Origin of the sequence: Paenibacillus marchantiophytorum (genome assembly GCF_014640555.1) — a bacterium.
In the GTDB taxonomy this organism is placed as follows: domain Bacteria; phylum Bacillota; class Bacilli; order Paenibacillales; family NBRC-103111; genus Paenibacillus_E; species Paenibacillus_E marchantiophytorum.
This window is the reverse complement of the sequence record NZ_BMHE01000018.1, coordinates 86,689-111,949: the sequence shown is the minus strand read 5'-3', so window position 1 is coordinate 111,949 and position 25,261 is coordinate 86,689. Positions and strand designations below refer to the sequence as shown.

The following is a 25,261-nucleotide window of genomic DNA, read 5'->3' as shown; positions in this document are numbered from 1 at the left end:
ATCCAGCAAGATATGATAGAATAAGAGAGTTAGACGAACATTGAAATGAAAGGCGGGTATAACAGCATGAGCGGAGATAATATGTTTGTGGATCGTGTACCCCCTCAAAATATAGAGGCTGAGCAGGCGGTACTCGGTGCTATTTTGATAAATGGCGATGCTTTGATTACAGCCATGGAGCGGATCTCCAGCGATGACTTCTATCGTGGGACGCATCAACGTATCTTCGAAGCGATTGTCGAGCTTGCTGAAGATCAGGAGCCTGTCGATCTCATTACGCTCACAGCGCTTCTTCAAAACAAGCAGCAGTTGGAAGAGATTGGCGGCGTAACCTATCTGTCGGAGCTGGCAAATGCCGTGCCAACGGCCGCCAACATTGACTATTACGCTGCGATTGTGGAAGAAAAGTCGATGCTTCGCCGGCTTATCCGCACGGCGACGCAGATCGTCTCCAACGGCTATGCCAATGAAGACGATGTAGGATCCATGCTCAGCGAGGCTGAATCCAAAATCCTTGAGATTTCGCAGCGCCGCAGCTCCAACGGATTCGTCGTCATTCGCGATGTGCTGATGGAAGTTTTCGAAAAGGTTGAGCTGCTCTACTCCAATAAGGGGAGCTCAACCGGGATTCCTTCGGGGTTTATTGATCTCGATAAGATGACATCCGGCTTTCAGCGTTCTGACCTTGTCATCCTGGCCGCTCGTCCTTCCGTAGGGAAAACCGCGTTTGCGCTAAATGTAGCGCAGAACGTCGGGGTCCGGGCGAAGGAAACCGTCGCGATCTTCTCTCTGGAGATGGGCGCCGCACAGCTCGTACAGCGTATGATCTGCGCGGAAGCCAACGTCGACGCCAACCGTATGCGGACGGGTTACCTGGAAGGCGACGATTGGGAGAAGCTGACGATGGCGATTGGCGCTTTGTCCGAAGCGAACATCTATATCGATGATTCACCATCGATTACTGTCGCGGACATTCGCGCCAAATGCCGACGTCTGCAGCAGGAGAAGGGGCTCGGCATGATCCTCATCGACTACCTGCAGCTGATTGCCGGCCGCGGCAAAGGCGACAACCGTCAGCAGGAGGTCTCTGAGATCTCCCGTACGCTCAAGCAAATTGCGCGTGAGCTCAACGTACCGGTCATCGCGCTCTCGCAGCTGAGCCGGGGTGTAGAGCAGCGGCAGGACAAGCGCCCGATGATGTCTGACCTTAGGGAATCGGGTTCCATCGAGCAAGATGCCGACATCGTCGCGTTCCTATACCGTGACGATTACTACGACAAAGAATCCGAGAAGAAGAACATTATCGAGATTATTATTGCCAAACAGCGTAACGGGCCGGTAGGCACCGTGGAGCTGGCTTTCTTGAAGCAGTTCAATAAATTCGTGAATATGGATCGAAGTCATCAGGAAGCAGCAGCCGGTCAGTACTGACGGCTGTTTTTTCTTTCACATTTTCCTCACAGATTCGCAGAGTGAATCGCTTAGTATGTGCAATATCCGAACAATTATACAGGCGCCTGTGGAATCGTTCGTTTTTCATTGACTTTGCTTGGGGGGACTGCTACACTAGAGACGGTGAAAAAAACCTTGTCGAATGCCTGCTTTCCAGCAGGGCAAGTTCGAAGTAAGGTCGTTTTTCATGCCGAAAGGTAGGTCCACTCCTGCAGATCACTGCCGAAGAGACCTGGTGTTCCTTCGGTGAGTAAGCCTTTGACCCGCGATGAGCGGTGTGCAGGGGGATTTGCATCGCCAGAGGGAAGTATGATGGACGCTGAATGCTTTAGCGCTTTAATGAAGTCCAACTTTTCTCTGTGGAATTACAGCCAACAAGGCTCATTATGGGTGACTCGTCACCGTACGGAGGTAAGTGCATATGTCAACGGTTGTTGTTGTCGGTACGCAATGGGGAGATGAAGGAAAAGGGAAAATCACGGATTTCTTAGCGGAATCTGCTGAGGTTGTTGCTCGTTACCAAGGTGGTAACAATGCAGGCCATACGATTATCATTAGCGGCAAGAAATATAAGCTAACAATGGTTCCTTCCGGTATTTTTTACAAAGATAAAGCATGTGTAATTGGGAATGGGATGGTTATCAACCCAGCTGCACTCATTGAAGAAATTAATTACATTCATGATAATGGTTTTACGACGACGAATTTGAATATCAGTGATCGCGCGCATGTCATTATGCCGTATCATCTGGTGCTTGACGGTCTGGAAGAAGATCGCAAAGGCGACAGCAAAATTGGTACGACTCGCAAAGGGATCGGACCTTGTTATATGGATAAAGCAGCACGTAACGGAATTCGTATCGCTGATTTGATGGATGCAGAAGAGTTTGAGTTGAAACTTAGACGCATTGTTGCTGAGAAAAATGTGCTGATCGAGCAAGTCTACGGTTCCACGGGTCTTGATGTTGAGCCTATTCTCAAAGAATACTTGGCATTCGCAGAAGTCCTTCGCCCTTATGTGAAGGATACATCCGTGATTCTGAATCAATACATTGATCAAGGCCGCAGAGTGCTATTCGAAGGCGCACAAGGCGTTATGTTGGACATCGACCAAGGTACATACCCGTATGTAACTTCTTCGAACCCAACGGCAGGCGGCGTCTGTATCGGTTCCGGTGTAGGACCAACGAAGATCCACAACATCATCGGTGTGGCAAAAGCTTACACAACTCGTGTTGGCGATGGCCCGTTCCCTACAGAACTTGATAATGAAATCGGTGCTTGGATTCGTGAAAAAGGCTTTGAATATGGTACGGTTACAGGGCGTCCGCGCCGTGTAGGCTGGTTCGACAGTGTTGTTGTTCGTCATGCAAGACGCGTTAGCGGAATCACGGGTCTTTCCTTGAACTCCATCGACGTGTTGACAGGGCTTGAAACTGTGAAAATTTGCACAGGTTACATGTACCGCGGCGAATTGATTGAGCATTACCCTGCTAGCTTGAAAGCTATCTCCGAGTGTGAAGCGGTATACGAAGAGCTGCCAGGTTGGACAGAAGACGTATCCGAAGCGCGTACGCTGGGAGATCTGCCTGAGAATGCGAGACATTATGTGGAGCGCGTATCCCAGTTGACAGGTATTCCAATCGCGATTTTCTCGGTTGGCCGTAATCGTGAGCAAACGAACTTGGTTCGTCCAATCTACGCATAAAATGAACAGAGAAGCGTTCTATTGCGCTTAATAAACAAAATCCTCTAGACTGCTGCGGCAGCTTAGAGGATTTCTTTTGTATATAGGGATTTAATGGCAATGATTTCGTCAATACTGGGGAGGAGGATCATGATTATGTGCCAGGAGTGATACAAAGGAATGAAATTAGTAGCGTGGTTGAGCAAAATCGTCATTGGAACCGTCCTTATTACATCCATAACGATGTTTACGACATGGTATGTTGTGAATATGTACGTGGAAGATATATTTCGACAATATCAGATTCCAGCCTTAGGTAAAAAGATTCAATTTAGTGAATTTGCTGCAAGATTGGGAGGCGAGCTGAATATAGTTATGCGTAGAGACGGGGGGAAGCAAGCTGCTCCAGTGGATGTACCCACCGATGCGAAGCCTGTTCCCAGTCCCAGCCCGTCAGGAAGCCAGCCTAGCGACGCTAAAAGCACACCCGGCACAGCAGTGGGAGCAAGTCCGTCTCCTGGCAAAGAGGATGCCCTGGCCGTGATGGGGCGTGTGCATAGCGATGCCAACGAGAAGAAAGAGTTGGTCATGTCGACCGAAGATTTCGCCAAGAAGAAAGAAGCCCTCTCCAGCGAGGATAAGATGAAAATATTTTCGCTTGTGGTCGCTAAGCTTCCGCAAACGGAAGTCCAACATCTATCTGCGATCTTGGAGGACGGAATTACCGCGGATGAGTTGGATCAGGTGAATGCTACGCTCAAGAAGTATTTAAGCGAGAAGGAGCAGAAGCAGCTAAGCGACATTCTTGGCAAGTATTAAGGGTGTACTAGTGCAGTTGGCCGCCATATTTCAAAATGGTATCTTCCGCTTGACGGTAGCGTGATTTCTCAACACTTACGGATAACCCATAGGTGGGCTCAGCGGAGGAAAGTTCCGCGGATTGCAGGTAGCTGTCTGCTTGAGAGTCTGCCTCCGTGGTGAAGCGGATATCGAGAACACCCTGCGAGCGAAGAACTTCAGCTGTCTTTTCCAAATGGTAGCGATCTGAGAATGTAGCTTCTAGATTAATTTCCATAACGGAAGTGCCCCTTTCTGTTTTCCAGAATTTTCGTCAAAAATAGGTAACATGTGCAGAAATCAATTGGATTTATGAACAAAAAAGTGACTCTTTAGCGTCTTCTTTTGGTGGTGGACACGAATCTATCACATGGATATCGAGTATTTTGTTGAAATAGGCAGAGAAAGTGTGTTAAATTTAACAAAAGGAAGACATCCTTAATGGATATTATGTCTAATCAAGGTTTATTTATGTATCTGTGGATGCAAAACCGTTCAAAGGGAGAAGATCATGACAGGTTTCAGGGGTATGCGCTTTGTGAAGGATCTCATCAAGAGATTTACACCTCAGCGAGAAAGCTTGACCGGAAATGAATCAGTATCAGACAAGCAGCTGGAAGAAGTAACACCAACACCAACGACGCTAACGGTAATGAAACGACATAAATGGTCTCTTGCATTGGGAGTTAGTGCAATTGCTCTAACAGGGGTAATTACATTTACTGGACATCAATATGTAGAAGCGGGCATGAATGACGTCTATCATGTTATGTTGGATGGCAAAGAAGTTGGTATCGTAAGCGATAATAAGATCATCGATGACTATAAGCAGCAAAGACCTATAGCAGTTCAGAAAGATTTTCCAGAAGTGCATGTTGTACTTGAAACAAATGGAGTCACCTACACGTCTGAAAGGGCTTACAATGTGAAAACAGATGATGAAGGCGTTTTGGCGTCTTTGAATCAACTGTTGATACCCCAACCGGTCGGGGTCGCATTGAAAGTGGACGGGAAGACGATGGCTATTGTTAAGGATAAGCAAACGGCTGATCTGATTCTTGATCAAGTAAGCGCGCCTTTCGCGCCCAAAGCCAAGGAAAACGCGAAAGTTGCTGCCCTGTCAGCGAGTATGGGCGAGGATATTGCTACGGCCCCATCTGAGCTGCAGAAGGTAGAGTTTGTTCAGCAGGTGGATCAGGTCGAAGTGTCGATTGATCCCAAGGATTTGGCTAAGCCCGAAGATGTGGTCAAGAAACTGCAAACCGGTGATGTTCAGCCAGCGAAGTATACGGTTGTCGAAGGCGATTGCGTCTCTTGCATCGCGAAGAAATTAGGTATTACGAAGCAATTCATTTATGATAAAAATCCTGGACTTCAGGATGATAAATTGAAGATAGGCAATCAGTTGGACGTGACGGTGTTGAAGCCGCCGCTTTCGGTCAAAACAACAGAAAGTATTGTGAAGAATCAGGAGATTCAATACGATACAGAGTACGTGAAAGACGATTCGCAACGCGTCGGGGTCGTAGAACCGATTTCGCCAGGCAAGAACGGGCTGAAGAAGGTTACAATTCAAGTGACGAAGGTCGATGGTTTATTGACCGAAGAAAAGCTCGTGGATGAAGAGATCATCGACAAACCGGTCACAGCCAAAGTGAAAAAAGGCACCAAAGTGGTTCAAGGCGAAGGCACTGGCAAATTTGCATGGCCTGTCGTTTCCCCTAGTATTTCGAGTACATTCGGCGTACGTTGGGGCAAACTCCACAAAGGGATTGATATAACGGGCAATAAGAACATTATGGCTGCTGATAATGGCAAAGTCATCGAAACCGGCTACAAATCCGATTACGGCAATTATGTTATCATTAATCATTTGAATGGCTACGAGACGTTATATGGTCATATGAGCAAGGTTACAACTACCGAGGGCACCATCGTTGAGAAAGGTGACAAAATCGGTATTATGGGAAGTACAGGCGATTCCACAGGCGTCCACTTGCATTTGGAAATTCATAAGAACGGCAGTTTGGAGAATCCATTAAAGTATCTAAATCGCTAAGAATACATAGGGGCAAGGTCAAACCGGACAACTCGGGAGGCCTTGTCTCTTTTTAGTAAAATATATGATAAAATAAGTGGTAGTATGCACGCATGTCCCAGAAGGACAGCGAAGAAGTTTGATCCTTGAGTAGGCGGTGGTAGGTTTGTTTGGCAAAATTCTCGTGGTGGATGACGAACAACCGATTGCAGATATTTTGAAGTTTAATTTGGAAAAAGAGGGCTATCAGGTTATTTGTGCCTATGATGGTGGAAGTGCGGTAGAGCTTGCGTTCTCAGAGCAGCCAGATCTAATCCTATTGGATCTTATGCTGCCTGTGAAGGACGGCATGGATGTGTGCCGGGAAGTACGCTCAAAGCTGAATACACCTATCATTATGCTGACAGCTAAAGATACAGAACTGGATAAAGTGCTTGGCCTAGAGATGGGCGCTGACGACTATGTGACCAAGCCATTCGGGACGCGGGAACTGCTTGCCCGTGTGAAGGCGCACCTGCGCAGACAGACCAAAGCACAGTCGGCGCCGAGCGAGTCGGACACGCAGCGCAATGGGATGCGGATTCATGCGCTTTTCATCGATAACGACATGTACATGGTGTATAAGGATGGCACGCCGCTCGATCTGACCCATCGGGAGTTCGAGTTGATCCAATACTTGGCCAAGAATTCGGGCAAAGTGATGACGCGCGAGCACCTGCTGCAAGCGGTGTGGGGCTTTGAATATTTCGGCGACGTGCGGACGGTGGATGTAACGATTCGTCGGCTGCGTGAGAAGCTGGAGACGGACCCGAGCCGTCCGGAGTATATTATGACGCGCCGGGGTCTCGGCTACTTAATGCGCAGCCCTAAGGCCGGAGGCTTCTAAGCATGAAGGGCATTCGCTTCTTTCAATCCATTCAGGCGAAGCTGATTATTATTTATGTCCTGCTCATTCTGATTGCGATGCAACTGATCGGCGTTTATTTCTATAAGACGGTCGAGACCTATTTCAAGAATGATTTCTTGGCTTCGCGCAACAGTCAGGTGACGCTGCTCGCCGGCTTCGTAGGGTCTTACCTCACCGGCGATCAAGACAGCAAGAATGTGGCCGAGGGTAAGAAGACCTATGCGGATTTGAACGAGTTCGTCAGCAATTTATTCTCGATTAATAACGCAGAGATTCAAATTATAGATGCGAACGGGAACGTTATCAGCACATCGGTTGCCAATCATTTGAAGCAAAAGAATACACAGCCGGAGGTTATCCGAGCGCTGCAAGGGATTAAGGATAACCAACGGATCTTCACGGACGAGGATGGTTATCGCAAAGTGATCATTGCCAAGCCTGTAGGCAGTGGTGTGCGCGTTTTGGGAGCCGTTTACATTATTGCGTCCATGGAGGACGTATATAAGACGATCCGTTCTATTAACCGTATCCTGATCTCAGGCACATTGATTGCCTTGGGACTGACAGCGATTCTTGGCGTGCTGTTGACCAGTACGATTACGAATCCGATCAAAGAAATTACGAAGCAAGCAACCGCTGTTGCCGAAGGGAAATTCGATCAGCAGCTCAAGATACAAGGGACAGACGAGATTGGTCAGCTGGGCCACACCTTCAATTTCATGATGAACCGGCTCAAAGAGGCGCTCACCTTGAATGAGGAGGAGAAGGAGAAGCTGGCTTCGATCTTGACGAATATGAATGACGGCATCATCGCGACGGATGATCGGGGTCAGATTATCGTGCTGAATCGCAGGGCGAAGCAGATCCTGCAAACCGAAGAGGAATCAACACTCGGTCATGACATCTCCGAGGTGCTGGGTATTCCGATGGAGACGATCCGGGGCTTCATTCAGGGGCAGGTCAATACGACGCTGCTGGATATTGAATTGCCCGATGAGGATGATCAGCTGTCGGTGCGGATCATCTTCACGCCGATTCATCGGCGTGGCGAAGGGCAGAACGGGATCATTGCTGTGCTCCAGGATGTAACGGATCAGGAGAAGCTGGAGCAGGCTAGGCGAGAGTTCGTCGCGAACGTGTCGCATGAACTGCGGACGCCGCTGACGACGATCAAGAGCTATCTGGAGGCGTTAGACGACGGTGCTATTGAGGAGCCGCAGCTAGCCTCGCGCTTCATTAGCGTGACGCGCAGCGAGACGGAGCGGATGATCCGGTTGGTGACAGATCTGCTGCATCTGTCGCGGCTTGATTCCAAGCAATCGATGATGAGCAAATCCACTACGTTAGTGAGTGAGATGCTGGAAGAGGTGGCGGATCGCTTCTCCTTTCAGCTGCAGCAGCGGAAAATTCAGATTGTGATTCAAGTGGAGCAGGGCGTCACCAGTTTGCGGTTGGACCGGGACAAGATTGACCAAGTCCTCGATAATCTGGTGTCCAACGCGATTAAATATACAGGCGATGAAGGGGCTATCCGTCTGGAAGCGAGGAAGCTCGAGAAGGATGTCCTGGAGATCTCTGTGCAGGATAATGGAATCGGGATTCCGAAGAAGGATTTATCTCGTATTTTTGATCGGTTTTACCGTGTGGATAAAGCACGTTCCCGCAATATGGGGGGGACAGGGCTCGGATTGTCTATTGCCCGGGAAATAGTAAAAGCGCATGGCGGCTCCATCAATTTGGAATCCGAATTGGGACATGGAACCCGTGTTGTGTTCACGCTGCCGATTCAACAAGAAGAGGAGGATGAGCTATGATTGAGAGTCTCAAATCGATCTTCCTTGTCGTTCTGATTGGGTCTAGTTTATATCAAAGCTTTCTGCTTGCCTCTTATAATCCTCCCAAAATTGAACCGATCCAGCAAAGCAATTATGTGCAGACCGAAACACTTGGCAAGCAGGCGGAGCTGCAGGATATGTTATTTCCCGATCAAATTATCGTGCATTTGGGTAATCAGCAGCACTCTGTTCTGTATCCAAGCAATTATTACTACACCCGATTGCTGGACAATATTAAACAGCGGAGCTTCAAGGGCTTCCGTAAAACCTCCATGTATTTGGTAAACGTCAACTGGGAAGAGGTTCGCTCGAAGCAGCAGGGGGTGGAGATCCGTTTTCGCAATGGCATTCCGTTCACGGTGCTTCAGCAATTGCTTCGCATTGAAGGCGAACTTCCCCCTGATAATGATAAGGTGACGCGCATTTGGATTTACTCCAAGGGCAATAACGAGGATGTGCGTGCGTTCTTTTTCACGGATTCTCCGGGTGTGGGATATGAGGTTATCGGGGCCGATTTTACAAGTAAAGACGTTGAGAATTTTGCAGCTTTCGGAGATTTAACGAACCTCTATAGAACGACCAACGGTGGAGATTACTATCTTCCGCTTAAACCTTTGCGGCTTCCGAACTATACCTTTACTTACAGCTTATTAACGGCAGATCAGTTGAAACAAAGCTTTTTCGTTGATCCGGGCATTACCCGCTATCTCAAAGAGCGCGATGGTTCCGAGATTTATACGGACAGCAAACGCGGTTTTCAGTTGAATCGAGATCTGCGATGGATGACATATTCCGATCCGGTTGCACCGGTGGAGAGCAAAAGCGAAGTGTTGGTAAACTTGCTGGCTGGCGTTAAGTTCATCAATCAGCATATCGGCTGGGATGGCAAATATGTCGTGTCTCAGACGCCGGAGAAGCAGCTGCTCGACAATCAGACATTCACCTTCCGTCAGTTCTATGAATCTTTGCCGATTCTTACGGCGCAGCCCGATGGTTTCGGAACGATGAAGATGCAGGTGCAAAAAGGGATTATATCCGGTTTCGAACGGTCGATGGTGATTCCGGATCTCAAGACAGCGCAGCGACGCGATGCGGAGTTAATCTCCGGCGAAGCTTTGGAAGAACGGCTGCAGTATTATCAGCGGAAGGCCAGTATCGTTTCCATTTTCCCAGCCTATCGGCCTGTTGTCTCAGATAAGACGGTTACACTAACGGCCTCATGGGCGTTGGAGCTGCGCGATGGCACGTATGATTTCATTGAATAAGGGGTTACTCAAGGAAAGAGAGGTGCGATCATGAATTGGAGCCGGGCTAAATCCATTTTGATTTGTTCTTTTTTGCTGCTGAATATGATACTTGGCTTCCAATTATGGTCCACCAATCGTTCCAATCAGATTGAGGTTGCATTAGATACATCTGGGACTGTAGAAGAGCTGAATCGAGCGCTCCGCAGCAAGAATATTCGCTTAACCGACGAGCTGCCGACGGATATTGTCAAGTTGAAGGTCATTACGGTGAAGTATGACGATAGTATCAAGCCGAGTGAACAGAAGCCATTGAAAACACCGATTATCATGAGCAATCTGCTTGGCAAAGGGGCGAGTAGAGAAGTACAAGCCCAATCGGAGATTCCCAATTTCAATCTCTATCAACTGGATTCTATCATGAGCAGAAAAGTGAATGAAAATTGGATATATGTGTTCACACAGTTGTATGACAAGCTTCCGCTCTTCGATGTGAAAGTAGAATTGAATGAGAAAAATGGAGAAATTACCAGTTACCGTCAAGCCTACGTTGAAGTAGAATCAGGAGTAGAACAGACGGAGCAGAAGCTGATCCCCGCGCAATTGGCGGTGCGCAGCTTAGTGGACAATTATTTGAGCGAAGGTTCGATTATTACAGAGGTTCGGTTAGGCTATCACGGTCAGCCGTATAATTCACAAACACAGCCGATGTTTCCGCATTGGCGGATAACGGTCGATAACAAAGATATTTATTATTTGCAAGCTTTCAATGGGGCTGTCGAGTCGCCGCCGAAAGGGTCGGAATTAACACCATTTGGTCAGCCTGCCGAGGGCGAGAAGGTTGAGAATAAGGATAATCCGGATAACAAAAGCAAGGACGAGAAGAAATAAGACAGCGAGAGCTATCGCCGGAGCGGTTAACTGAATGGCAAGCATAGAGGAGCAGGGAATATGGGAATGAGATTTACGGTGCTGTCGAGCGGTTCGACGGGCAATGCGACGGTAGTCGATAATGGGGAGACCAAGGTATTGGTCGATGTGGGTTTTAGCGCCAAGAAGATGGAGCTGTTGATGAAGGAGCGGGAGCTCGCGGCTAGCAGCATAGATGCCATCGTGGTTACTCACGAACATTCCGATCATATTAAAGGACTGGGTGCTTTTGCCCGCAAATACGATTTGCCCATCTATGCCAATGAGAAGACGTGGGAAGAGCTGGATCGGCAAATTGGTGTGATTGCGGAAGACAACAAAAAAGTCATGGAAACCGGTGGCGTCGTCGAGTTCGGCACACTGCGGGTGGAGTCGTTCGGCATTTCCCATGACGCAGCGGAGCCTGTGGGCTACTGCTTTTATGAAGGGGAACAGAAGTTAAGTGTTGTAACGGATCTGGGCTACATGAGCGAGAAAGTGAAAGAGAAGATTACGGATTCAGACGCTATGGTGCTGGAGACGAATCATGACGTAGATATGCTGCGTGTCGGTCACTATCCGTGGAGCATCAAGCGCCGAATTCTCGGTGACAAAGGACATTTATCCAACGAAGCCGCAGGGGAAGCGCTCTGTGATGTGCTGACGAATAAGACGAAATCCGTGTATATGGCCCATTTGAGCCGTGATCATAATTTAATGGATTTGGCCAGGCTAACGGTGAATAGCATAGTACAAGAGCGTGCCCCTGAGTCCAAACAACTGCGGCTGATGGATACATATTTTGACCGATCTACGAAATGGGATGTATTGGATTCGGAGTAAGCGCGGCATCGATTTCTTCGGACTTCTGCTGAATCTCTTGCGCTGTGATTAGACCTTTATCAATCAGGGTTTGAATAAGCGACGAGAGGACGAGGGACTGGTGATAGTGGCTATCTTTCAGGTCAGCGAGCTTGCCGATCATATTGATTTCGTCGAAATGGGAAGGAATACGATTCATGAGGGTCATTCTCCTTTATATTTCTGATTTAAAGTTCTAGTAAACTCTAGTAATTCGGTGAGAGATTTGGTTTACTATTATTGTAGGCAAGAAGCGAGCGAAACATTCCTATTATTTGCAAAGAAGGCAAGAAAGAATTGCGACATAGATGCAAGGCGAGAGTGGCGAAGCTTCCAACCCCGTCAGCGAGGAGGGACCCGAGATGAGTTTGTTTGATGATGATTTTTATTCGACGAAAAGGTCCAGACAGCGAGAGACGGCATGGCGTCCCAAAGGGTCGGGGACATTCACAAGCTTCACCGTACGTAGACGAAATGTAGCGCTTATAGCCGGGGTAGGCGGAGCATTAGCCATGCTGCTGCTGGTCGGGGTTGTAGGTGGCTTCCGTGGACATAGTGCTGAAACGGCGGCGGCTCCAGCGGCTGTAGCCAAAACAGAAACGCGTCCGATGAACGTCAACGACTCTGTCGTGGCAGCAACGGAGAAAATCAAGCCTGCGGTTGTTAGCGTAATCTCCTCGAAGAAGGATGACAAAGGCCAAGAAACCGGGCTTGGTATCGGTTCAGGTGTCATGTTCGCCAAGTCGGGCGATAAAGTACGAATTGTAACGAACAGCCATGTCGTCGAGAATGGGAACCAGTTCGAAATCGTGAATTTCCAAGGGGAACATCGCAAAGCGACGCTCGTTGGACGGGACAAAATTACGGATTTGGCTGTTCTGGAAGCAGACGGCAAAGATATTAAAGTGCTCGCTGAATTCGGAGATTCCGAAACACTGCGCGCTGGAGAAATGGCAATCGCCGTCGGCAATCCGCTCGGACTTGGGTTCTCTCCTACTGTAACGCAAGGTATCATTTCTTCGCCAAAGCGGACGATACCCGTCTCACTTTCACGCGAAGGGACGGACTACGACTGGGAGATGGATGTCATCCAAACGGATGCGGCTATTAACCAGGGAAACAGCGGCGGCCCGCTGGTCAATATCGACGGTAAAGTGATCGGTATCAATTCGATGAAGATATCCGATACTGGTGTGGAAGGATTAGGCTTCGCTATTCCGATTAACAGTGTTAAGCCGATCCTGGAGAGCTTGATTACGGATCACAAGGTCAAAAGACCTCTGATGGGCGTATCGACCCAGGAACTGCAAGCTTTTAAAGGAACGGATGTATTAAAGCTGCCGGCAGATGTGAAAACTGGAGTTATCGTCTTCGAGGTATCGGGTCCAGCCAAAGAAGCGGGTCTCAAAGCACAGGACGTGATCGTCCAGTTGGATGACCGCAAGATCGACAGTACGATCTCGCTTCGCAAATATTTGTACAACGAGAAGAAGATCGGCGATAAAATCAACGTGGTCTACTATCGCGGCGGGAAGAAGCTTACGACCGTGGTTACCTTGGTAGAAGCTGCAGATAAGTAAAGATGAGCGTATAGGTCAAAGATATATGGCGGATGAGAGGTACTTGCATGCATGTTGTTTGTAAAGATCATGTAGAAATCGCAATAGATGAGTTTGTTGATGAGTATGAGGAAGCTCCAGATATCGTGGATTTGGCGAAGACCCACTTCGCGAACTGGGAGCCACCGACGCATTGCGAGCATTGCCAGGAATTAGCGCGATTTCTAGTTGTTTGAGGAAGGCGGAAGCCTTCCTTTTTGTTTTTGTTGGGGGGTTGGTGTGGTGGGGGAGCAGGCGATTACATTGGATTAAATCCAGTGGATCGGGGCAAAAGGTGGGAATATGCTCGATTTGGATGTATTTTATCCAATGGAGCAATTGAGGGGAGAAATATCGTTCATGCATATACAGATATTAACGGTTGGGAAATTGAAGGAGCGCTATCTCGTGGACGGGATTGCGGAGTACGTGAAGCGCCTTGGGCCGTATGCCAAGGTGCAGATGATTGAGGTGCCGGACGAGAAGGCACCGGAGAACATGAGCCCTGCTGAGGAGCAGCAGGTGCGGGTTAAGGAGGGCGAGCGGCTGTTGGCCAAGCTCGCCGCGGACGTGTACGTCGTGGCGCTGGCCATCGACGGCGAGATGTGGTCGAGCGAGCAGCTGGCAGGCTCGCTCGACAAGTTGGCCACCTACGGGCGGAGCCAGGTGGCCTTCGTGATTGGCGGCTCGCTGGGGCTATCTGGCGAGCTGCTGCGCCGTGCGGATATGCGGCTGTCTTTTGGCCGCATGACGCTGCCGCACCAGCTCATGCGGCTGGTGCTGGTGGAGCAGATTTATCGCGCGATGCGGATAAATCGGGGGGAACCGTATCATAAGTAACGGCAACGCTCGTTTCAAATGTGCGTATTTCAGTTTATTATAGAATTTGGAAGTAATTGTAGTAATAATGGAGGTATATACTTGGAAAAAGAGCCGGAAGAAATTAAAAAAAGCATTGAATTAGAATGTATAAGTCGAGAGTATAAGGAGAAAAAACGCCGACTTCACTATAATTGGAGCATTGCTGTTCTAATTCTAATAATAATTACGATTTTATCATACAAATTTTGGGGTAAGTCCGGCACTCTGGAAACGCTAATTTCTACAGGAAGCGGCTTGGTATCAATTGCTTTGGCGGTAATTGCAATAATAATGACATTAGTTGAAGGGTTAAAAAAGAATAATCAAGAAGAGAGGGTCACTAGTGCTTTAAAAGAGATTATAAAAAATAGTAAGAAAATGAGCAAAATACTTGTAAAACTGGATGACTCAGTAGGGGCAGTCCATTTAAAAATGGATACTGCAATTGAGTACTTAGGAAAAGAATCAGTATTGGTTAATGGGTATGATGAACACTTAGTGTCAAAAAAGGAAGGTCAAGAAAATGGGGAAACTTCCAATAAAACAAAGACTCATGAATCTAGTTCATTTCCTCTAAAGGCAGGAACCTTTAGAGGAAATGTATACCTAGCAGACATGAGTCCTGTCAGTGGTTCTGAAATGGGTGGCATAAGGGCAGTTGTGATAGTTTCAAATGATATAAACAATAGATACTCTCCAGTAATGACAGTTATACCGATTACAAGTCAAATCGCAAAATCAAAGTTACCAACACACGTAGAGGTGGGGACTTCCCATGGTTTTGATCGGGAGAGTGTAGTGCTTTCTGAACAAATTAGGACAATCGACCGTAACAGATTAACAAAACTGATAACAACTCTTGATGATATTACAATGAAAAAAATTGATCACGCAATAAGGATTCAACTTGATCAAATAGATTTCTAGTTTAGGCTATGGAATTAAGCAAGTCATCAACAGATGCCTTTAAAACATGCCAACAGGTCTTGCAGGTTGCTTCGTCATAGTCAGCCTTTGTGGTTACGTGAGCCCATGGGTGTACGACATTTCGGGATTCTCTCAATGCATGTCCAAATTTGCCACGATCTGTTTTAATCCAGCCTAGCTCAACTGCAACATCAAGTAATGTGTTCAAATTCCAAGCGTTAATAGGAATGTTGGAGCCGTCCTTTTTTCTGGGTGCTGACTTTGATCTAAAAGCTTCGGGTTGACTCATAAGAGATCTTGATAATAATAGTGCCTCAAGAATGCTTCCCATCATAATAACAGAAGAGAGGTACGCTTTTGCATACTGGCATTTTTGGGCTTCTAACCATCTATCCTGAATGATAACATCTAGGTCAGGCAAAAAAGATGTAAGTTTAGATAAATCAGGTGCACTAACAAGTAATTTTTTCTCATGAATTACTCCGGTATCTAAAAAACGGAGTGCGGTATTACAGTAGTGAGCGAGTGCTTCTAATCTAACCCTTCGACTGTTAGCAGAAAAGTCAACGTCTTGTTCAAATTCATTAAAAATACTGTTCTTGTCACCTGGAAGATCTTTGAGGATCATTTTAACTTCTCTTACTTTTGCATCAACATCCCTTAGACTTGAAAACTTTTCAGTTGCAGCAGACCCATCGGGGTTTATAATACTTTTTAATATATCTTCAATGAGATTTTTTGCTGTTGATAAATTCAATATAAAGCCTCCATTCAAAGTGCTTGTATATATTAAGAATAAATGGAAATGGTAGGTTCTGCAAGCCGTGAAAAAGGTACTCCTCCGCATTTAGTAGAGTACCTTGGTATTATTTAATGTTGGTATGCTGTTGCAGTTTGAGCTACAAAGCTGTAGCCATCGTATCAAATTTCAACTCAATCTGATCAATTTTCCTATCCTCTGTGACAGTAACCCGCTTAATCACAGCATGCACAAGCTGTTTTCGCTTTTCATTACTAAGCTTATCAAACAGTTTTACAAACTCCCCTAATATGCCTCTTACAATGGCCTCGGATACCGTCTTACCAGCATTATTTTCACTTAGCTGCTCCTCAATTTCCACCTTCCTTTTTTGTAGCTGCTGCTTACTTTTATCGATATCAGCCAGCTTTTCCTTCAAAGACTGACTTGTTAACACGTCATCCTCGAACAACTTGAAGTACTTGTCCTTCTTACGGTCAATGTCAGCCATCTCTTTATCCACAAGCTTTAATTCTGCTTCGATTGAGGACTTATCAACATGTTGACTCTTATTAATCGACGTACATACATCATCTACAAGTTGTGGATGAGAAAGAATGTTCTGTAGCCGCGTCAAAATCTCTTGCTCTGCATAATCTGCTTGAACGCTATTGGCTCTACATACCCCAGCACCCTTATTGGCTAATTGACCACATTGATAGTAGCGTTGGTATTTGATCTCACCATTTTTGTTCTTACGAGTAGCACGTTGAGCAACCATGCCATATCCGCATTGGGGGCAACGCATCACTCCAGTGAATGCGAAGCTGCCTTGAAAGACTCTGTTGGGAACCTTACAGACAGCCTCATATCTAGTTTGTACCTTGTCCCATAGTTCCTGAGAAATGATAGCTTTATGTTGTCCATCAGTAATGATCGGAGCCGGATTCGTACCTTTACGTTTTTTGGTAGTCCAATCTTCCTGCTTATTGTAGCGTATCTTACCGATATATACAGGATTGAGAAGGATGGTCTTGACCGTAGTCACACTAAAGGTGCCACCTGTTTTGGTCTTGCAGCCAAGACGATTTATCTCATTGGTAATCGACTTGTAACCCTGACCGTCAGCGTATTTTTCAAAGATCATCCTAACTATCAAGGCCTCTGATTCAACAATCTCCAGTCGAGTTTCTTTCTTCTTTCGATGTGTGCTAGTCCCCACTTCGCTGCTCTTATAACCTAGCACAATACCGCCATTCCATTTCCCTTGATAAGCTCGCTGTTTCATTCCCATTTTGACATTATCGACAATAGTCTTGCGCTCTAGTTCACCTAGCGCACCACGGATGTAAAGCATGAAACGTGCATCTCCAAAATCTTCGGTATGACTTTTAAAGGCGATATTGTACTTATCGAGCACTTCCAGAATCTTTACCAAGTCGATCATGGAACGGGATATGCGGGAAATTTTCCAAACGATGACTTCCTCAAATAGCCGCTGCTTAGCATCACTCAGTAACTTTTGTAATGCTGGACGCTTGTCCATAGACTTCCCCGAAATGCCTTTATCAACGTATTCTAGAACCCGATACCCATTTTGCTTAGCATATTCATGAATTGTTTGAAGCTGTGCCTCAATGGAAAACCCCTCTATAGCTTGTTCCTCAGTACTAACTCGTGCATAAATTGCGATTGTTTTTGTTTCCATACAAACTGCCTCCCTTGGTTGCGAATCCGACCTTCGTTGCTGATGACTTGAACAAAAGCAATTTTTTTCAGCAACGATCAAAGTCTCAAGTCTGGTCGGATGAAGATTCGTATACCTAATAAAAGGGGCTAGGCACTAAGTTGACTCCGTATTATTGGCTATCAAACAGTATGAAAAGTGGGCTTTTTGTAATCGTGCGTATGTTGATAGGGAAATATAAAAATTTCTTACCCTTCATGGATTTTTATTGGTAGTTGGTGAATGGAGGGGACTAAGCGTGGCCTTAGTTAAAGCTAAACAACGATTTACTAGGTCATTATATCGAGATTGTATCGTTCTTGGCCAGCATGCTAGATTTCTATGTTTATATGCCACTGTGGGAGCGACAGGGCGATTTCGATCTTTGCTAAGGAGTGCTGCACATGGCAGGAATAAAGACTAGACTTGAACGAACGCAAAAGATGGTTAAGCGGCTGGAAGATGAGTATAGAGATGCTTTGCATAACAGAATCAATCAGCTCGGTTACAGGCTATCGGAAGTGCTAGAGACGTTCCCAATTGAAAAACAGGCTGCAAAGGCACGTCTAATGGTGGTTTTGGAATATGAGGAGATTACAGTGAATGGGGCAATGCAGTTGATCACGGAAGGGCATTATGCATGTGCTTTTTATCCAATCGTGGTTATTCAATATCTACATTACTTGCTTGACGAAATTGGTGTACCTCCTTTGGATGAAATTGGTCTGTTTAGGCAATTGATACTGGAAGCTCAGCCGGATTTGAAAGCTGATTTTCATGTACTTGAGCGTAAATGGAAGCATGTCGCGGCAGTGAATGGATAGGAAAGACCGAAGACGTGAAAAAGCCGCTTGCAGGCGACTTTGTTATATGATTTTCACTAGGTGCAATTTAACTGAATTTATAGACTGAAGCGGGAGTTGGGATGAGAGTCCCCTCCCGTTTTCTGGTGCCGAACAGGATAAGGAGAGCATAGTGAATTTTCGTCTGAGAAATTTACAGTGACAACAATAATCGGCACGTAGAAGCTTCATTTTGTAGACACTTTCTATTCTAAAGCAGAGGAGAACGACTATGGGTGAGATAGCGAGAATTCCGATAAAGACGGAAGTTAAGGCACGTAAGCGGAGCATATATGTGCAGGATGCAGGGGATGTTAAACGGCTTATGAACAGTATCATTAACGATCTGCGGAACGGAGATATTGATAGCAAAAGCGCTAATGCGATCGGTTACTTAACAAACATTATCTTGAAAACTATTGAGGTAGAGGATGTATCTGGAAAGTTATACGAATTAGAAAAGAAACTAGAGGAATTTGCTCGATAAGTATACGGAGAATTAGGATCTGACAGAATCAAGATAAAATATATAAGTAATATTTATTAAAATGATAAAAATTATTTATATTATTGAAAGGCTAACTTAGCGTTAGATGATCTCATGTTGGGGATCGTATGTTCTTTTTTGCCGTATTGCATAGTCTAAAAGCCTGTATTATATTGGTTTTACAAACCAGATTATTCCCGGGAATGAGCAATCAGGTTTCGGTTTAAATCGAAATTATTCAACCATCCAATCACAGAGAGGAAGAATATAAAATGGATTTGAAAAGCCTGATTTTTAAGGAAGAAGTGCTCCCACCGGAGAATAAATACGAAGCGATTATTATTGAGGCAAAACCAACCATTTATAGGTCGGGCAACTCAGGAATTAATATGAAGTTAATGATCAGACCGGACGTTGAACAGGATGCACAAGAAGAAGAAATTGATGATTGTCTAGTTTACACTGAAAAAAGTATTTACAAATATAGAATGCTTGGTAAGGCCATCAAAGCAGTATCTGAGCAACCTTGGAATAGTTTACCTGAGCTTGCCCGATTGTTATTTGGAAAGCCAGTAAGTATTCATGTCAAACATAAACAAGATATGTACGATCAAACTGTGGCTTACATTTCTATGTATGGAGAAGGTCAACCATTCGAGAGGCACCCTGTTGAGGATTTAGATGTGGATATTACTGGGTTGGAATCTGGTGAAGATCCCAATAATGCAGCCCTGTTGTAAAAGCAAGGTATAAGTAGTTGTACTGGTGTTCGGATACAGGGGCTTTGCCCCTGTGTCAAAATACTTGTTGCAAGACTACTGTTCAATCGAATCCAGTATATTTCAGGCGACTGTGAAAAAGAAGAACTATGGATCACAATCTGTTACTTTGACGGACAGAGTTAGCCAAACTTCAAATGGAGGAATCAAAATGAAAATTCAAAATGAATTTTATTATAAACAGTGGCTCCTTACTTATTCAACTAAAACTGTAGTTATTGCTCCAACAGAAGATAGATGGATATACCATGGCTCTGGTGAAGTTCAGAAAATCTTTATGCCAGCAATACCTATTCCGATACCAGTCACACTTGAGTGGGTTGATTTTCAAAAAATAAACTCTAGCATATATAGCATATACAAAGATTCCGGTAAGGCATTGGAGCATATTGAGTTTGCTCCTTATCCAATCCAAAGTAAATATTACTTTGTTGATATTCAAGCCTATCCTAACATTGAAGCGCATATACGAAGATTAACACAAACCCAAGAGGTGATTTGGATAACCACTTATTACTTTGATGGTGAGTCAGCCCAAAGTAATAGCAATTTACTTGGCGACTCATTGATCTCTATAGGAGGTGTCTATCTACAAGATGAGGAGCCGGAAGAAGCACTAGATGACCCGTTTAGCGTTATGAAAGAGAACAACAATGTGTTTAAAGTTGTAAAAGAGATTTTACAGTGACTTTTAGGCTAGGCGCTGCTCACTTAAAGTGATAATACTTCCAGACTGAGCTAATCAGGATAAGGGTGTGATGGTGGAGCAGCGATATTTACTCGTTAAGGGGCAAGTCCCGATGATTGGATGGTAGCTAGGAGGCTCGGGGCGTATCCTCTGTGTCTGAGAGGATAGCTGAGTGAATAATTAGCTGGTCTCTATGGTACCCAAAACCCAGTAAAGACATACAAAGGGTTAGATGGGGCACAGCCCCTCTGACGCGAAGCGGCAGTATAGGGTACGTCATTAATTTTCTTTTAGTATTCTTTTAAGGGTTCTTTTTAAGTTCTTTTAGCAGTTAACAATAGGCTCGCAAGTATGCCAAAAGGGGATTTTTTCCGCTTAATTCCCTCTTTCTACCGCTCAACTTCCTCGATGATCCGCTTAATGTCCTCGTTTCTCCGTTTAATTCCCTCGAATGGAGAACGAGTCAATTAAGCGGAGGGGGAATTGAGCGGTTTTTCATGGAATCAATGAATCTGGGAGTGTGAGGTGAGCATATGGAAGAGGCAGCAAGTCCTAACTGGGTAATCTACAGCGAACGCGCATTGGATACGCTCTGTCTAAGTGGACTACGTGGAAGATTGTCACGTGGAGTACTGGAGCCGGTACGAACTTACTACGCTCTAAACGGATCAAACGTCACTATGTATCGACCAGTTTTGGATAACAAAGTGGAGGATATTACACAGGCCGATTTGGACGTTTTACGTGCAGTGGTAACGCACTATGTATTTGAGCATGGTTACGATTCTAGGAATTCAAATGCACCAATGCCAGAAGACGATGATTTGTGGGCTGTCATTAAGCCAGAGCGCATTCGTTCACTGCTTCAAGTAAGTAGGCATGACTTACCGACTGAACAGATATCCCGCTCCTTGAAAAAGCTGCAAAGTTTAAGGATCGAAGCGGGTTATCATGTAAGGTCAGGTGGTGGGGCAGAAAAACGCCCTATTACGGGCAACTTATTCAAATTCGGTACAAGTTATTCAGCAAGCGGAAAACGTGTTAATGACTATGTTCTGTACTTTGATACTGAATGGGGCAGAGCATTTTTACATAATGTATGCTGTGGTAACTTTGTTGTTGTCCGGGACATTCCTTATCGAGAGTTAGACAATGGTGCAAAAAGTTTGTTCTACATGGTCATGGCAATGCAGAATGCATACTTTTACCGTAAACAAGACAAGCTGCTTCAATTGATGAACAGCAAAGATGGTCAGAATAGACCGAGAGCTATCCAAAGGCTGGAAGGCTATCTCAATCAGTTGTCAGACTTAAAACTGGTAACATGGTGGCTTAATGGTAATGTTTATCATGTAAATCGCCTGTACGACCCAATAAAGGGAGCTATGCCGGAGTTAGAGTTGGGAACGGGTAACACCACCATACAAATTGAATCGGAAAGTCATGAAACTGACGAAAATGCAAGGCAAATGGTGAATCAAGTCACTGTGGAGCCTCAAGCCGATCATGATACTTGGCAGCAGCATTTTGAACGCGTTCTTAACAAGCTATTGAGTAAAGAGCAACGGTCAGAGTTGGAAGAAATACAATTCAGAATCGTTCAAGCTGTGGATACTATGCAGGAACGCACAGAGAGGATGTCCGAGGAGAATAAGCAAGGTTATAAACAGACAATTCTTCGTAAGGATTGGGATTCGTTCACGCCGTATTATGTATGGACGCAGACAGATTTTCGGTTGTGGTTCGAAGCAAACCAAGCACAGGAAAAATGGAATGACGAATACGTACGTTTTCAAGAAGTTTTCAAGAAAATCGAAGCTGATCCTAAGCTTCAAGATGATCTGATGAAATGGACTGATGCATTGGAGCAGTTCTATGAGTTCCGCTTAACATGCTCGTTGTAATTTTGTAGGCCGAATTGGGAGTCGATTTTACCCTCACTCGCTTTATTTATATAGAATGGGTAAAGGAGTTGGCTTTCGTGGTACGTGAAGATGATCAGAACTATCAGACATTTGTGGAGTTGTTAGCGGATATTGTACTGGAACAAATTCGATTGGGGGAGTCACCAACGGTTGAGGAACAAGGTTTCGAGAAGGATTGAACAGAGCGGCGGGGCTTTTTCGGAAACCCCGCCTATCATCTTTTAGGTCAAAAATCGCTTTGAAATCTGTAAACAAGGAGAAATGACTCCCGCAGATTTGAGGATTTTTTTGGTAGCAACTTGCAGTATAGTCAAAGCTCTAATTGGATTCTTTGGTCTTCTGCTGTTGTAACTTGATTCGGTCGAGTACGTTATTGATCGCATTAATAGTCATTTTAGGATCATCACGCATGAGATAATGCCCAGACTTCTTGTCTACAATTAGAGTAGTGTTGTCGGAAAGGCTTTCGATATCTTTTTGCATGTCATTCCAGACCTTCATTGTGTCTGATAGAAATGCCTTCTGCCCTGCACTCAGTACATAGATTGGTATATTACGCAGGGGATCTAATGGTCTGGACGTGCTAGTTATTTGATCGTAGGTACGAAGTAGTTCATTATAACCGCCTTCCTCTACCATCTCAGTCTTATAGCGTTCTTTGACTTCATCCATGTCATCAGGAAATAGAGCATTCTCTTGGTACTCATGAGATGGGTCTAGGAACACTACACCTGCAACCTCATCTTGATACAAGGCAGCATACATTCGTACATTCAGAGCAGAAATACCGTGTGTGACAAAGACATATGGAGGATCAACCTTCAACCCCTTCAACAGCTTACGCAATTGAATAGCCTGATCTAGGGCGGTGTGCGTCGCTCCCACACTTTGCTGACTCCAACCTAGTCCAGCCCTGTCGTATAGGACAGTTTGTGTGCGTTTGGATATTGCACTTGCTACGCCAGTATCTGTCCAAATAGTGTATTGGTCACCATAACCAGGGTCAAACACTACAGTTGGTTCAGTATTTTTAGTTCCATTTACTTGTCCCCACATTTTGAACCCGCCAATATCTACCTTACTTCCGGCTACAGTATCGGGAAGTCCTTCTCGATCAGGTTCGGCATTCACACTGCCAGTCAGCACTGCGGCAATCATAATCGGCAAAGCTAAAGATATCCATTTCTTCATATCGTACACCCACCATCACTTTGAATTTTGAGTATGAATTTCTATGAATTGATCCAATTCATTCCATGAGTTGTAGTATTCATGTCGCATATTTTCATTTTTGTAAATACGCGCCGAGCCTTGGCTGTCATACACATTGACGGGGACACAGGCAAATGAATTATCGTATGGATTGTAACCTACTACAAAATCGACATTTTGTAGAGTGAAAGGATCGTGCCTTCCATTAATGAATGCTTTAATTTTATATACCTCATGAGCTGAAGGAGAGTTGCTAAAGTCTTCATCGTATTGTAGATGCCTAATGCGTATACGCACAGTAACTCCATCTTTACTGGCAGCCAAATGATAACCAGTTTCTTTAGACGAGCTTCGACAGACAGCAAATCCTTTTTCAATAAGCATAGCGGATACTATAGGTTCACTGGCTTCATTTGTGTATCGTTTTAGCATAAGGGTACCAACCTTCCATTGTGTTTTGATGAAACTCGTAATCCAACTGAGAGCATTCTAACTATTCTGCTGATATAGAAAGTACAACACCGTCATTAACGGTCAAATTAATAATTTGAAGATACTTACCATCAATATAGATTTCTCCTTTATTTGTGCTACCTTTTTTGAGGTCTTTCAGTTGCGCAGAAGTCCAAGCCATGGCTTCTTTCAATGCCTTCTCTTCATGGAATAGCCCTTTTAGAAATCGTCCTGTATAGACGACAGCCGCGTCAGAACTCATATCAATATTGGCGACAGCGCGGGTTAATTGATGTGTACTCTTACCGAATAGTGCGACTGAAAAACCAGCAGAAAGGGAGTTTTGGTGAGTTAAAGCTTCTGGTAATGGCTTGTCTTCTGTTAAGCCGTCTTTTTTGTAGAAAGAAAGCATATCGATTATATCCTGTTCATTGATGTTCATAAATTTCATTTTGTCCAACTTCTGTTGGGCAACTGGTTTTGTGACTTGAGCTGGAGGAGATAATTCACTTGTTGTTTGCATGTTTGCGTAGCTCAGTAAAAATAGAAACCAGCCAAGTAAGGCTACAATACCAACAAATACGGCAAGTTTGCTTGTGCCACCGCTTTTTATTAATTCCTGCTCAATGTTAGCGGGGATATTCTTGTGTATCTTCTTGATTTTCTTTGTTGCTGAAATGAGGTATAGGTAATTGGCGAAGATAGCCACAAGGATAGCAGTACCTAAATTTACGCATATAGCAACGACTCCTCGAAAAGCGGTAATAGAGAAGAAGAAAGATACTATTATCTGTAGTAACAAAACACTAAAAAGCTGTGTATACAATTTTCTGTAGCACATCCACAAAGGCCATACCAAAAGAGCCGACCAGTTCCAGCTAAAGTTTTTGCCTTGAGATATCATTTTGGACCACTTGGGCAGATAGTAGTCTGATTTTCTGCCTACAAAGATGGATAATTCCCTTAGGGTTTGATCTGCTTCATTTTCATAGAAGAGCCCTGATGAAGAATGGACTGGAATATTGACAGCGGTGGTTACAGCAATCTCATCTTTAGCTAGAATACTTTGAATCGAAGCGCCACATGAATGACAAAACAAAGCGTTCGTATTGAGTTCTGCGCTACACTTGGAACAATACATGCTAGTTTATTCCTTTCGACTATTATTTCTAGTATTTTCATTATCTTTAGTTGATTCTTCTTCCATAACATTTCTATGAAACCCGTGGTCAGAACCAGTTTCGAGGTCATAGC

At 45.0% G+C, this 25,261-nt stretch carries 25 protein-coding genes and 1 pseudogene; 19 read left to right on the top strand and 7 right to left on the bottom strand.

The window, feature by feature from the left end; translation table 11 throughout:
- Positions 1 to 66: 66 nt before the first annotated feature.
- The 3 genes from dnaB (at position 67) to IEY34_RS18130 (ending at position 3,958) form a co-directional block, all read left to right on the top strand.
- A complete protein-coding gene (gene dnaB, locus IEY34_RS18140) occupies positions 67 to 1,431 on the top strand; it encodes a replicative DNA helicase (protein WP_189013713.1) in 1,365 nt (454 codons plus the stop codon).
- Between the two features lie 442 nt (positions 1,432 to 1,873).
- On the top strand, positions 1,874 to 3,160 hold the full coding sequence (locus IEY34_RS18135) for an adenylosuccinate synthase (protein ID WP_189013711.1): 1,287 nt from the start codon (positions 1,874 to 1,876) through the stop codon (positions 3,158 to 3,160).
- A 159-nt stretch (positions 3,161 to 3,319) separates the two neighbouring features.
- A complete protein-coding gene (locus tag IEY34_RS18130) occupies positions 3,320 to 3,958 on the top strand; it encodes a hypothetical protein (RefSeq protein ID WP_189013709.1) in 639 nt (212 codons plus the stop codon).
- Between the two features lie 7 nt (positions 3,959 to 3,965).
- Here IEY34_RS18130 and IEY34_RS18125 read toward each other — a convergent pair whose 3' ends face one another.
- A complete protein-coding gene (locus IEY34_RS18125; protein WP_189013707.1) occupies positions 3,966 to 4,214 on the bottom strand; it encodes a hypothetical protein in 249 nt (82 codons plus the stop codon).
- 273 nt (positions 4,215 to 4,487) lie between these two features.
- On the opposite strand from IEY34_RS18125, the gene IEY34_RS18120 reads away from it, so the two are divergent.
- The 6 genes from IEY34_RS18120 (at position 4,488) to IEY34_RS18095 (ending at position 11,752) form a co-directional block, all read left to right on the top strand.
- Complete coding sequence (locus tag IEY34_RS18120; protein ID WP_189013705.1) at positions 4,488 to 6,035, top strand: M23 family metallopeptidase; 1,548 nt, start codon at positions 4,488 to 4,490, stop codon at positions 6,033 to 6,035.
- A 145-nt stretch (positions 6,036 to 6,180) separates the two neighbouring features.
- Entirely contained in the window at positions 6,181 to 6,900 is a 720-nt protein-coding gene (yycF, locus tag IEY34_RS18115) for a response regulator YycF (RefSeq protein ID WP_029196128.1), read from the top strand.
- Positions 6,901 to 6,902: 2 nt separating this feature from the next.
- Positions 6,903 to 8,735 carry a cell wall metabolism sensor histidine kinase WalK gene (walK, locus tag IEY34_RS18110; protein WP_189013704.1) on the top strand — a complete coding sequence of 611 codons (1,833 nt, stop codon included), beginning with the start codon at positions 6,903 to 6,905 and terminating at the stop codon, positions 8,733 to 8,735.
- A complete protein-coding gene (locus tag IEY34_RS18105) occupies positions 8,732 to 10,021 on the top strand; it encodes a YycH family regulatory protein (protein WP_189013701.1) in 1,290 nt (429 codons plus the stop codon). The genes walK and IEY34_RS18105 overlap by 4 nt, the downstream gene beginning before the upstream one ends.
- Positions 10,022 to 10,051: 30 nt before the next feature.
- Positions 10,052 to 10,891: a two-component system regulatory protein YycI gene (gene yycI / locus IEY34_RS18100; protein ID WP_189013699.1), complete on the top strand. Its 840-nt coding sequence runs from the start codon at positions 10,052 to 10,054 to the stop codon at positions 10,889 to 10,891.
- Between the two features lie 60 nt (positions 10,892 to 10,951).
- On the top strand, positions 10,952 to 11,752 hold the full coding sequence (locus tag IEY34_RS18095) for an MBL fold metallo-hydrolase (protein ID WP_189013697.1): 801 nt from the start codon (positions 10,952 to 10,954) through the stop codon (positions 11,750 to 11,752).
- Here IEY34_RS18095 and IEY34_RS18090 read toward each other — a convergent pair.
- Positions 11,721 to 11,930: a hypothetical protein gene (locus tag IEY34_RS18090; RefSeq protein ID WP_189013695.1), complete on the bottom strand. Its 210-nt coding sequence runs from the start codon at positions 11,928 to 11,930 to the stop codon at positions 11,721 to 11,723. The two genes, IEY34_RS18095 and IEY34_RS18090, sit on opposite strands and share 32 nt — an antisense overlap.
- A 202-nt stretch (positions 11,931 to 12,132) precedes the next feature.
- On the opposite strand from IEY34_RS18090, the gene IEY34_RS18085 reads away from it, so the two are divergent.
- The 4 genes and pseudogenes from IEY34_RS18085 to IEY34_RS36860 all read left to right on the top strand — a co-directional run.
- On the top strand, positions 12,133 to 13,350 hold the full coding sequence (locus IEY34_RS18085; RefSeq protein ID WP_189013693.1) for a S1C family serine protease: 1,218 nt from the start codon (positions 12,133 to 12,135) through the stop codon (positions 13,348 to 13,350).
- 47 nt (positions 13,351 to 13,397) lie between these two features.
- A complete protein-coding gene (locus IEY34_RS18080; protein ID WP_189013691.1) occupies positions 13,398 to 13,565 on the top strand; it encodes a CxxH/CxxC protein in 168 nt (55 codons plus the stop codon).
- A gap of 163 nt (positions 13,566 to 13,728) precedes the next feature.
- On the top strand, positions 13,729 to 14,208 hold the full coding sequence (gene rlmH, locus IEY34_RS18075) for a 23S rRNA (pseudouridine(1915)-N(3))-methyltransferase RlmH (RefSeq protein WP_189013761.1): 480 nt from the start codon (positions 13,729 to 13,731) through the stop codon (positions 14,206 to 14,208).
- Positions 14,209 to 14,820: 612 nt separating this feature from the next.
- Positions 14,821 to 15,156 (top strand): annotated as a pseudogene (locus IEY34_RS36860) (type II toxin-antitoxin system PemK/MazF family toxin); the annotation flags it as partial.
- Between the two features lies 1 nt (position 15,157).
- Here IEY34_RS36860 and IEY34_RS18065 read toward each other — a convergent pair.
- Positions 15,158 to 15,913 carry a hypothetical protein gene (locus tag IEY34_RS18065; RefSeq protein ID WP_189013689.1) on the bottom strand — a complete coding sequence of 252 codons (756 nt, stop codon included), beginning with the start codon at positions 15,911 to 15,913 and terminating at the stop codon, positions 15,158 to 15,160.
- Positions 15,914 to 16,055: 142 nt separating this feature from the next.
- On the bottom strand, positions 16,056 to 17,603 hold the full coding sequence (locus IEY34_RS18060; RefSeq protein WP_189013687.1) for a recombinase family protein: 1,548 nt from the start codon (positions 17,601 to 17,603) through the stop codon (positions 16,056 to 16,058).
- Positions 17,604 to 18,025: 422 nt separating this feature from the next.
- Here IEY34_RS18060 and IEY34_RS18055 point away from each other — a divergent pair, with 422 nt between their 5' ends.
- From IEY34_RS18055 to IEY34_RS37330, 6 genes are all read left to right on the top strand, one after another.
- A complete protein-coding gene (locus IEY34_RS18055; protein WP_189013685.1) occupies positions 18,026 to 18,445 on the top strand; it encodes a hypothetical protein in 420 nt (139 codons plus the stop codon).
- Between the two features lie 250 nt (positions 18,446 to 18,695).
- Positions 18,696 to 18,950 carry a hypothetical protein gene (locus tag IEY34_RS18050; protein WP_189013683.1) on the top strand — a complete coding sequence of 85 codons (255 nt, stop codon included), beginning with the start codon at positions 18,696 to 18,698 and terminating at the stop codon, positions 18,948 to 18,950.
- Positions 18,951 to 19,222: 272 nt separating this feature from the next.
- On the top strand, positions 19,223 to 19,690 hold the full coding sequence (locus IEY34_RS18045) for a DUF669 domain-containing protein (RefSeq protein ID WP_189013681.1): 468 nt from the start codon (positions 19,223 to 19,225) through the stop codon (positions 19,688 to 19,690).
- A gap of 190 nt (positions 19,691 to 19,880) precedes the next feature.
- Positions 19,881 to 20,417 (top strand): hypothetical protein, encoded by a 537-nt coding sequence (locus IEY34_RS18040; protein ID WP_189013679.1) that lies wholly within the window; start codon positions 19,881 to 19,883, stop codon positions 20,415 to 20,417.
- Between the two features lie 533 nt (positions 20,418 to 20,950).
- Positions 20,951 to 22,321 (top strand): hypothetical protein, encoded by a 1,371-nt coding sequence (locus IEY34_RS18035; protein WP_189013677.1) that lies wholly within the window; start codon positions 20,951 to 20,953, stop codon positions 22,319 to 22,321.
- A 77-nt stretch (positions 22,322 to 22,398) separates the two neighbouring features.
- On the top strand, positions 22,399 to 22,521 hold the full coding sequence (locus IEY34_RS37330; protein ID WP_268240142.1) for a hypothetical protein: 123 nt from the start codon (positions 22,399 to 22,401) through the stop codon (positions 22,519 to 22,521).
- A 139-nt stretch (positions 22,522 to 22,660) separates the two neighbouring features.
- On the opposite strand, the gene IEY34_RS18030 is transcribed toward IEY34_RS37330, so the two are convergent.
- The 3 genes from IEY34_RS18030 to IEY34_RS18020 all read right to left on the bottom strand — a co-directional run bounded on the left by IEY34_RS18030 (position 22,661) and on the right by IEY34_RS18020 (position 25,148).
- Positions 22,661 to 23,533: an alpha/beta fold hydrolase gene (locus IEY34_RS18030; protein WP_189013675.1), complete on the bottom strand. Its 873-nt coding sequence runs from the start codon at positions 23,531 to 23,533 to the stop codon at positions 22,661 to 22,663.
- A gap of 15 nt (positions 23,534 to 23,548) precedes the next feature.
- Positions 23,549 to 23,986, bottom strand: coding sequence for a group I intron-associated PD-(D/E)XK endonuclease (locus tag IEY34_RS18025; RefSeq protein ID WP_189013672.1), 438 nt, complete (start codon positions 23,984 to 23,986; stop codon positions 23,549 to 23,551).
- Positions 23,987 to 24,047: 61 nt separating this feature from the next.
- Complete coding sequence (locus IEY34_RS18020; protein WP_189013670.1) at positions 24,048 to 25,148, bottom strand: DUF2628 domain-containing protein; 1,101 nt, start codon at positions 25,146 to 25,148, stop codon at positions 24,048 to 24,050.
- Between the last annotated feature and the right edge of the window lie 113 nt (positions 25,149 to 25,261).

Coding starts and splice junctions, on each gene's coding strand:
- dnaB (WP_189013713.1), top strand. CDS start 67: ATGAGCGGAGATAATATGTTTGTGGATCGTGTACCCCCTCAAAATATA.
- IEY34_RS18135 (WP_189013711.1), top strand. CDS start 1,874: ATGTCAACGGTTGTTGTTGTCGGTACGCAATGGGGAGATGAAGGAAAA.
- IEY34_RS18130 (WP_189013709.1), top strand. CDS start 3,320: ATGAAATTAGTAGCGTGGTTGAGCAAAATCGTCATTGGAACCGTCCTT.
- IEY34_RS18125 (WP_189013707.1), bottom strand. CDS start 4,214: ATGGAAATTAATCTAGAAGCTACATTCTCAGATCGCTACCATTTGGAA.
- IEY34_RS18120 (WP_189013705.1), top strand. CDS start 4,488: ATGACAGGTTTCAGGGGTATGCGCTTTGTGAAGGATCTCATCAAGAGA.
- walK (WP_189013704.1), top strand. CDS start 6,903: ATGAAGGGCATTCGCTTCTTTCAATCCATTCAGGCGAAGCTGATTATT.
- IEY34_RS18105 (WP_189013701.1), top strand. CDS start 8,732: ATGATTGAGAGTCTCAAATCGATCTTCCTTGTCGTTCTGATTGGGTCT.
- yycI (WP_189013699.1), top strand. CDS start 10,052: ATGAATTGGAGCCGGGCTAAATCCATTTTGATTTGTTCTTTTTTGCTG.
- IEY34_RS18095 (WP_189013697.1), top strand. CDS start 10,952: ATGGGAATGAGATTTACGGTGCTGTCGAGCGGTTCGACGGGCAATGCG.
- IEY34_RS18090 (WP_189013695.1), bottom strand. CDS start 11,930: ATGAATCGTATTCCTTCCCATTTCGACGAAATCAATATGATCGGCAAG.
- IEY34_RS18085 (WP_189013693.1), top strand. CDS start 12,133: ATGAGTTTGTTTGATGATGATTTTTATTCGACGAAAAGGTCCAGACAG.
- IEY34_RS18080 (WP_189013691.1), top strand. CDS start 13,398: ATGCATGTTGTTTGTAAAGATCATGTAGAAATCGCAATAGATGAGTTT.
- rlmH (WP_189013761.1), top strand. CDS start 13,729: ATGCATATACAGATATTAACGGTTGGGAAATTGAAGGAGCGCTATCTC.
- IEY34_RS18060 (WP_189013687.1), bottom strand. CDS start 17,603: ATGGAAACAAAAACAATCGCAATTTATGCACGAGTTAGTACTGAGGAA.
- IEY34_RS18055 (WP_189013685.1), top strand. CDS start 18,026: ATGGCAGGAATAAAGACTAGACTTGAACGAACGCAAAAGATGGTTAAG.
- IEY34_RS18050 (WP_189013683.1), top strand. CDS start 18,696: ATGGGTGAGATAGCGAGAATTCCGATAAAGACGGAAGTTAAGGCACGT.
- IEY34_RS18045 (WP_189013681.1), top strand. CDS start 19,223: ATGGATTTGAAAAGCCTGATTTTTAAGGAAGAAGTGCTCCCACCGGAG.
- IEY34_RS18040 (WP_189013679.1), top strand. CDS start 19,881: ATGAAAATTCAAAATGAATTTTATTATAAACAGTGGCTCCTTACTTAT.
- IEY34_RS18035 (WP_189013677.1), top strand. CDS start 20,951: ATGGAAGAGGCAGCAAGTCCTAACTGGGTAATCTACAGCGAACGCGCA.
- IEY34_RS18030 (WP_189013675.1), bottom strand. CDS start 23,533: ATGAAGAAATGGATATCTTTAGCTTTGCCGATTATGATTGCCGCAGTG.
- IEY34_RS18025 (WP_189013672.1), bottom strand. CDS start 23,986: ATGCTAAAACGATACACAAATGAAGCCAGTGAACCTATAGTATCCGCT.
- IEY34_RS18020 (WP_189013670.1), bottom strand. CDS start 25,148: ATGTATTGTTCCAAGTGTAGCGCAGAACTCAATACGAACGCTTTGTTT.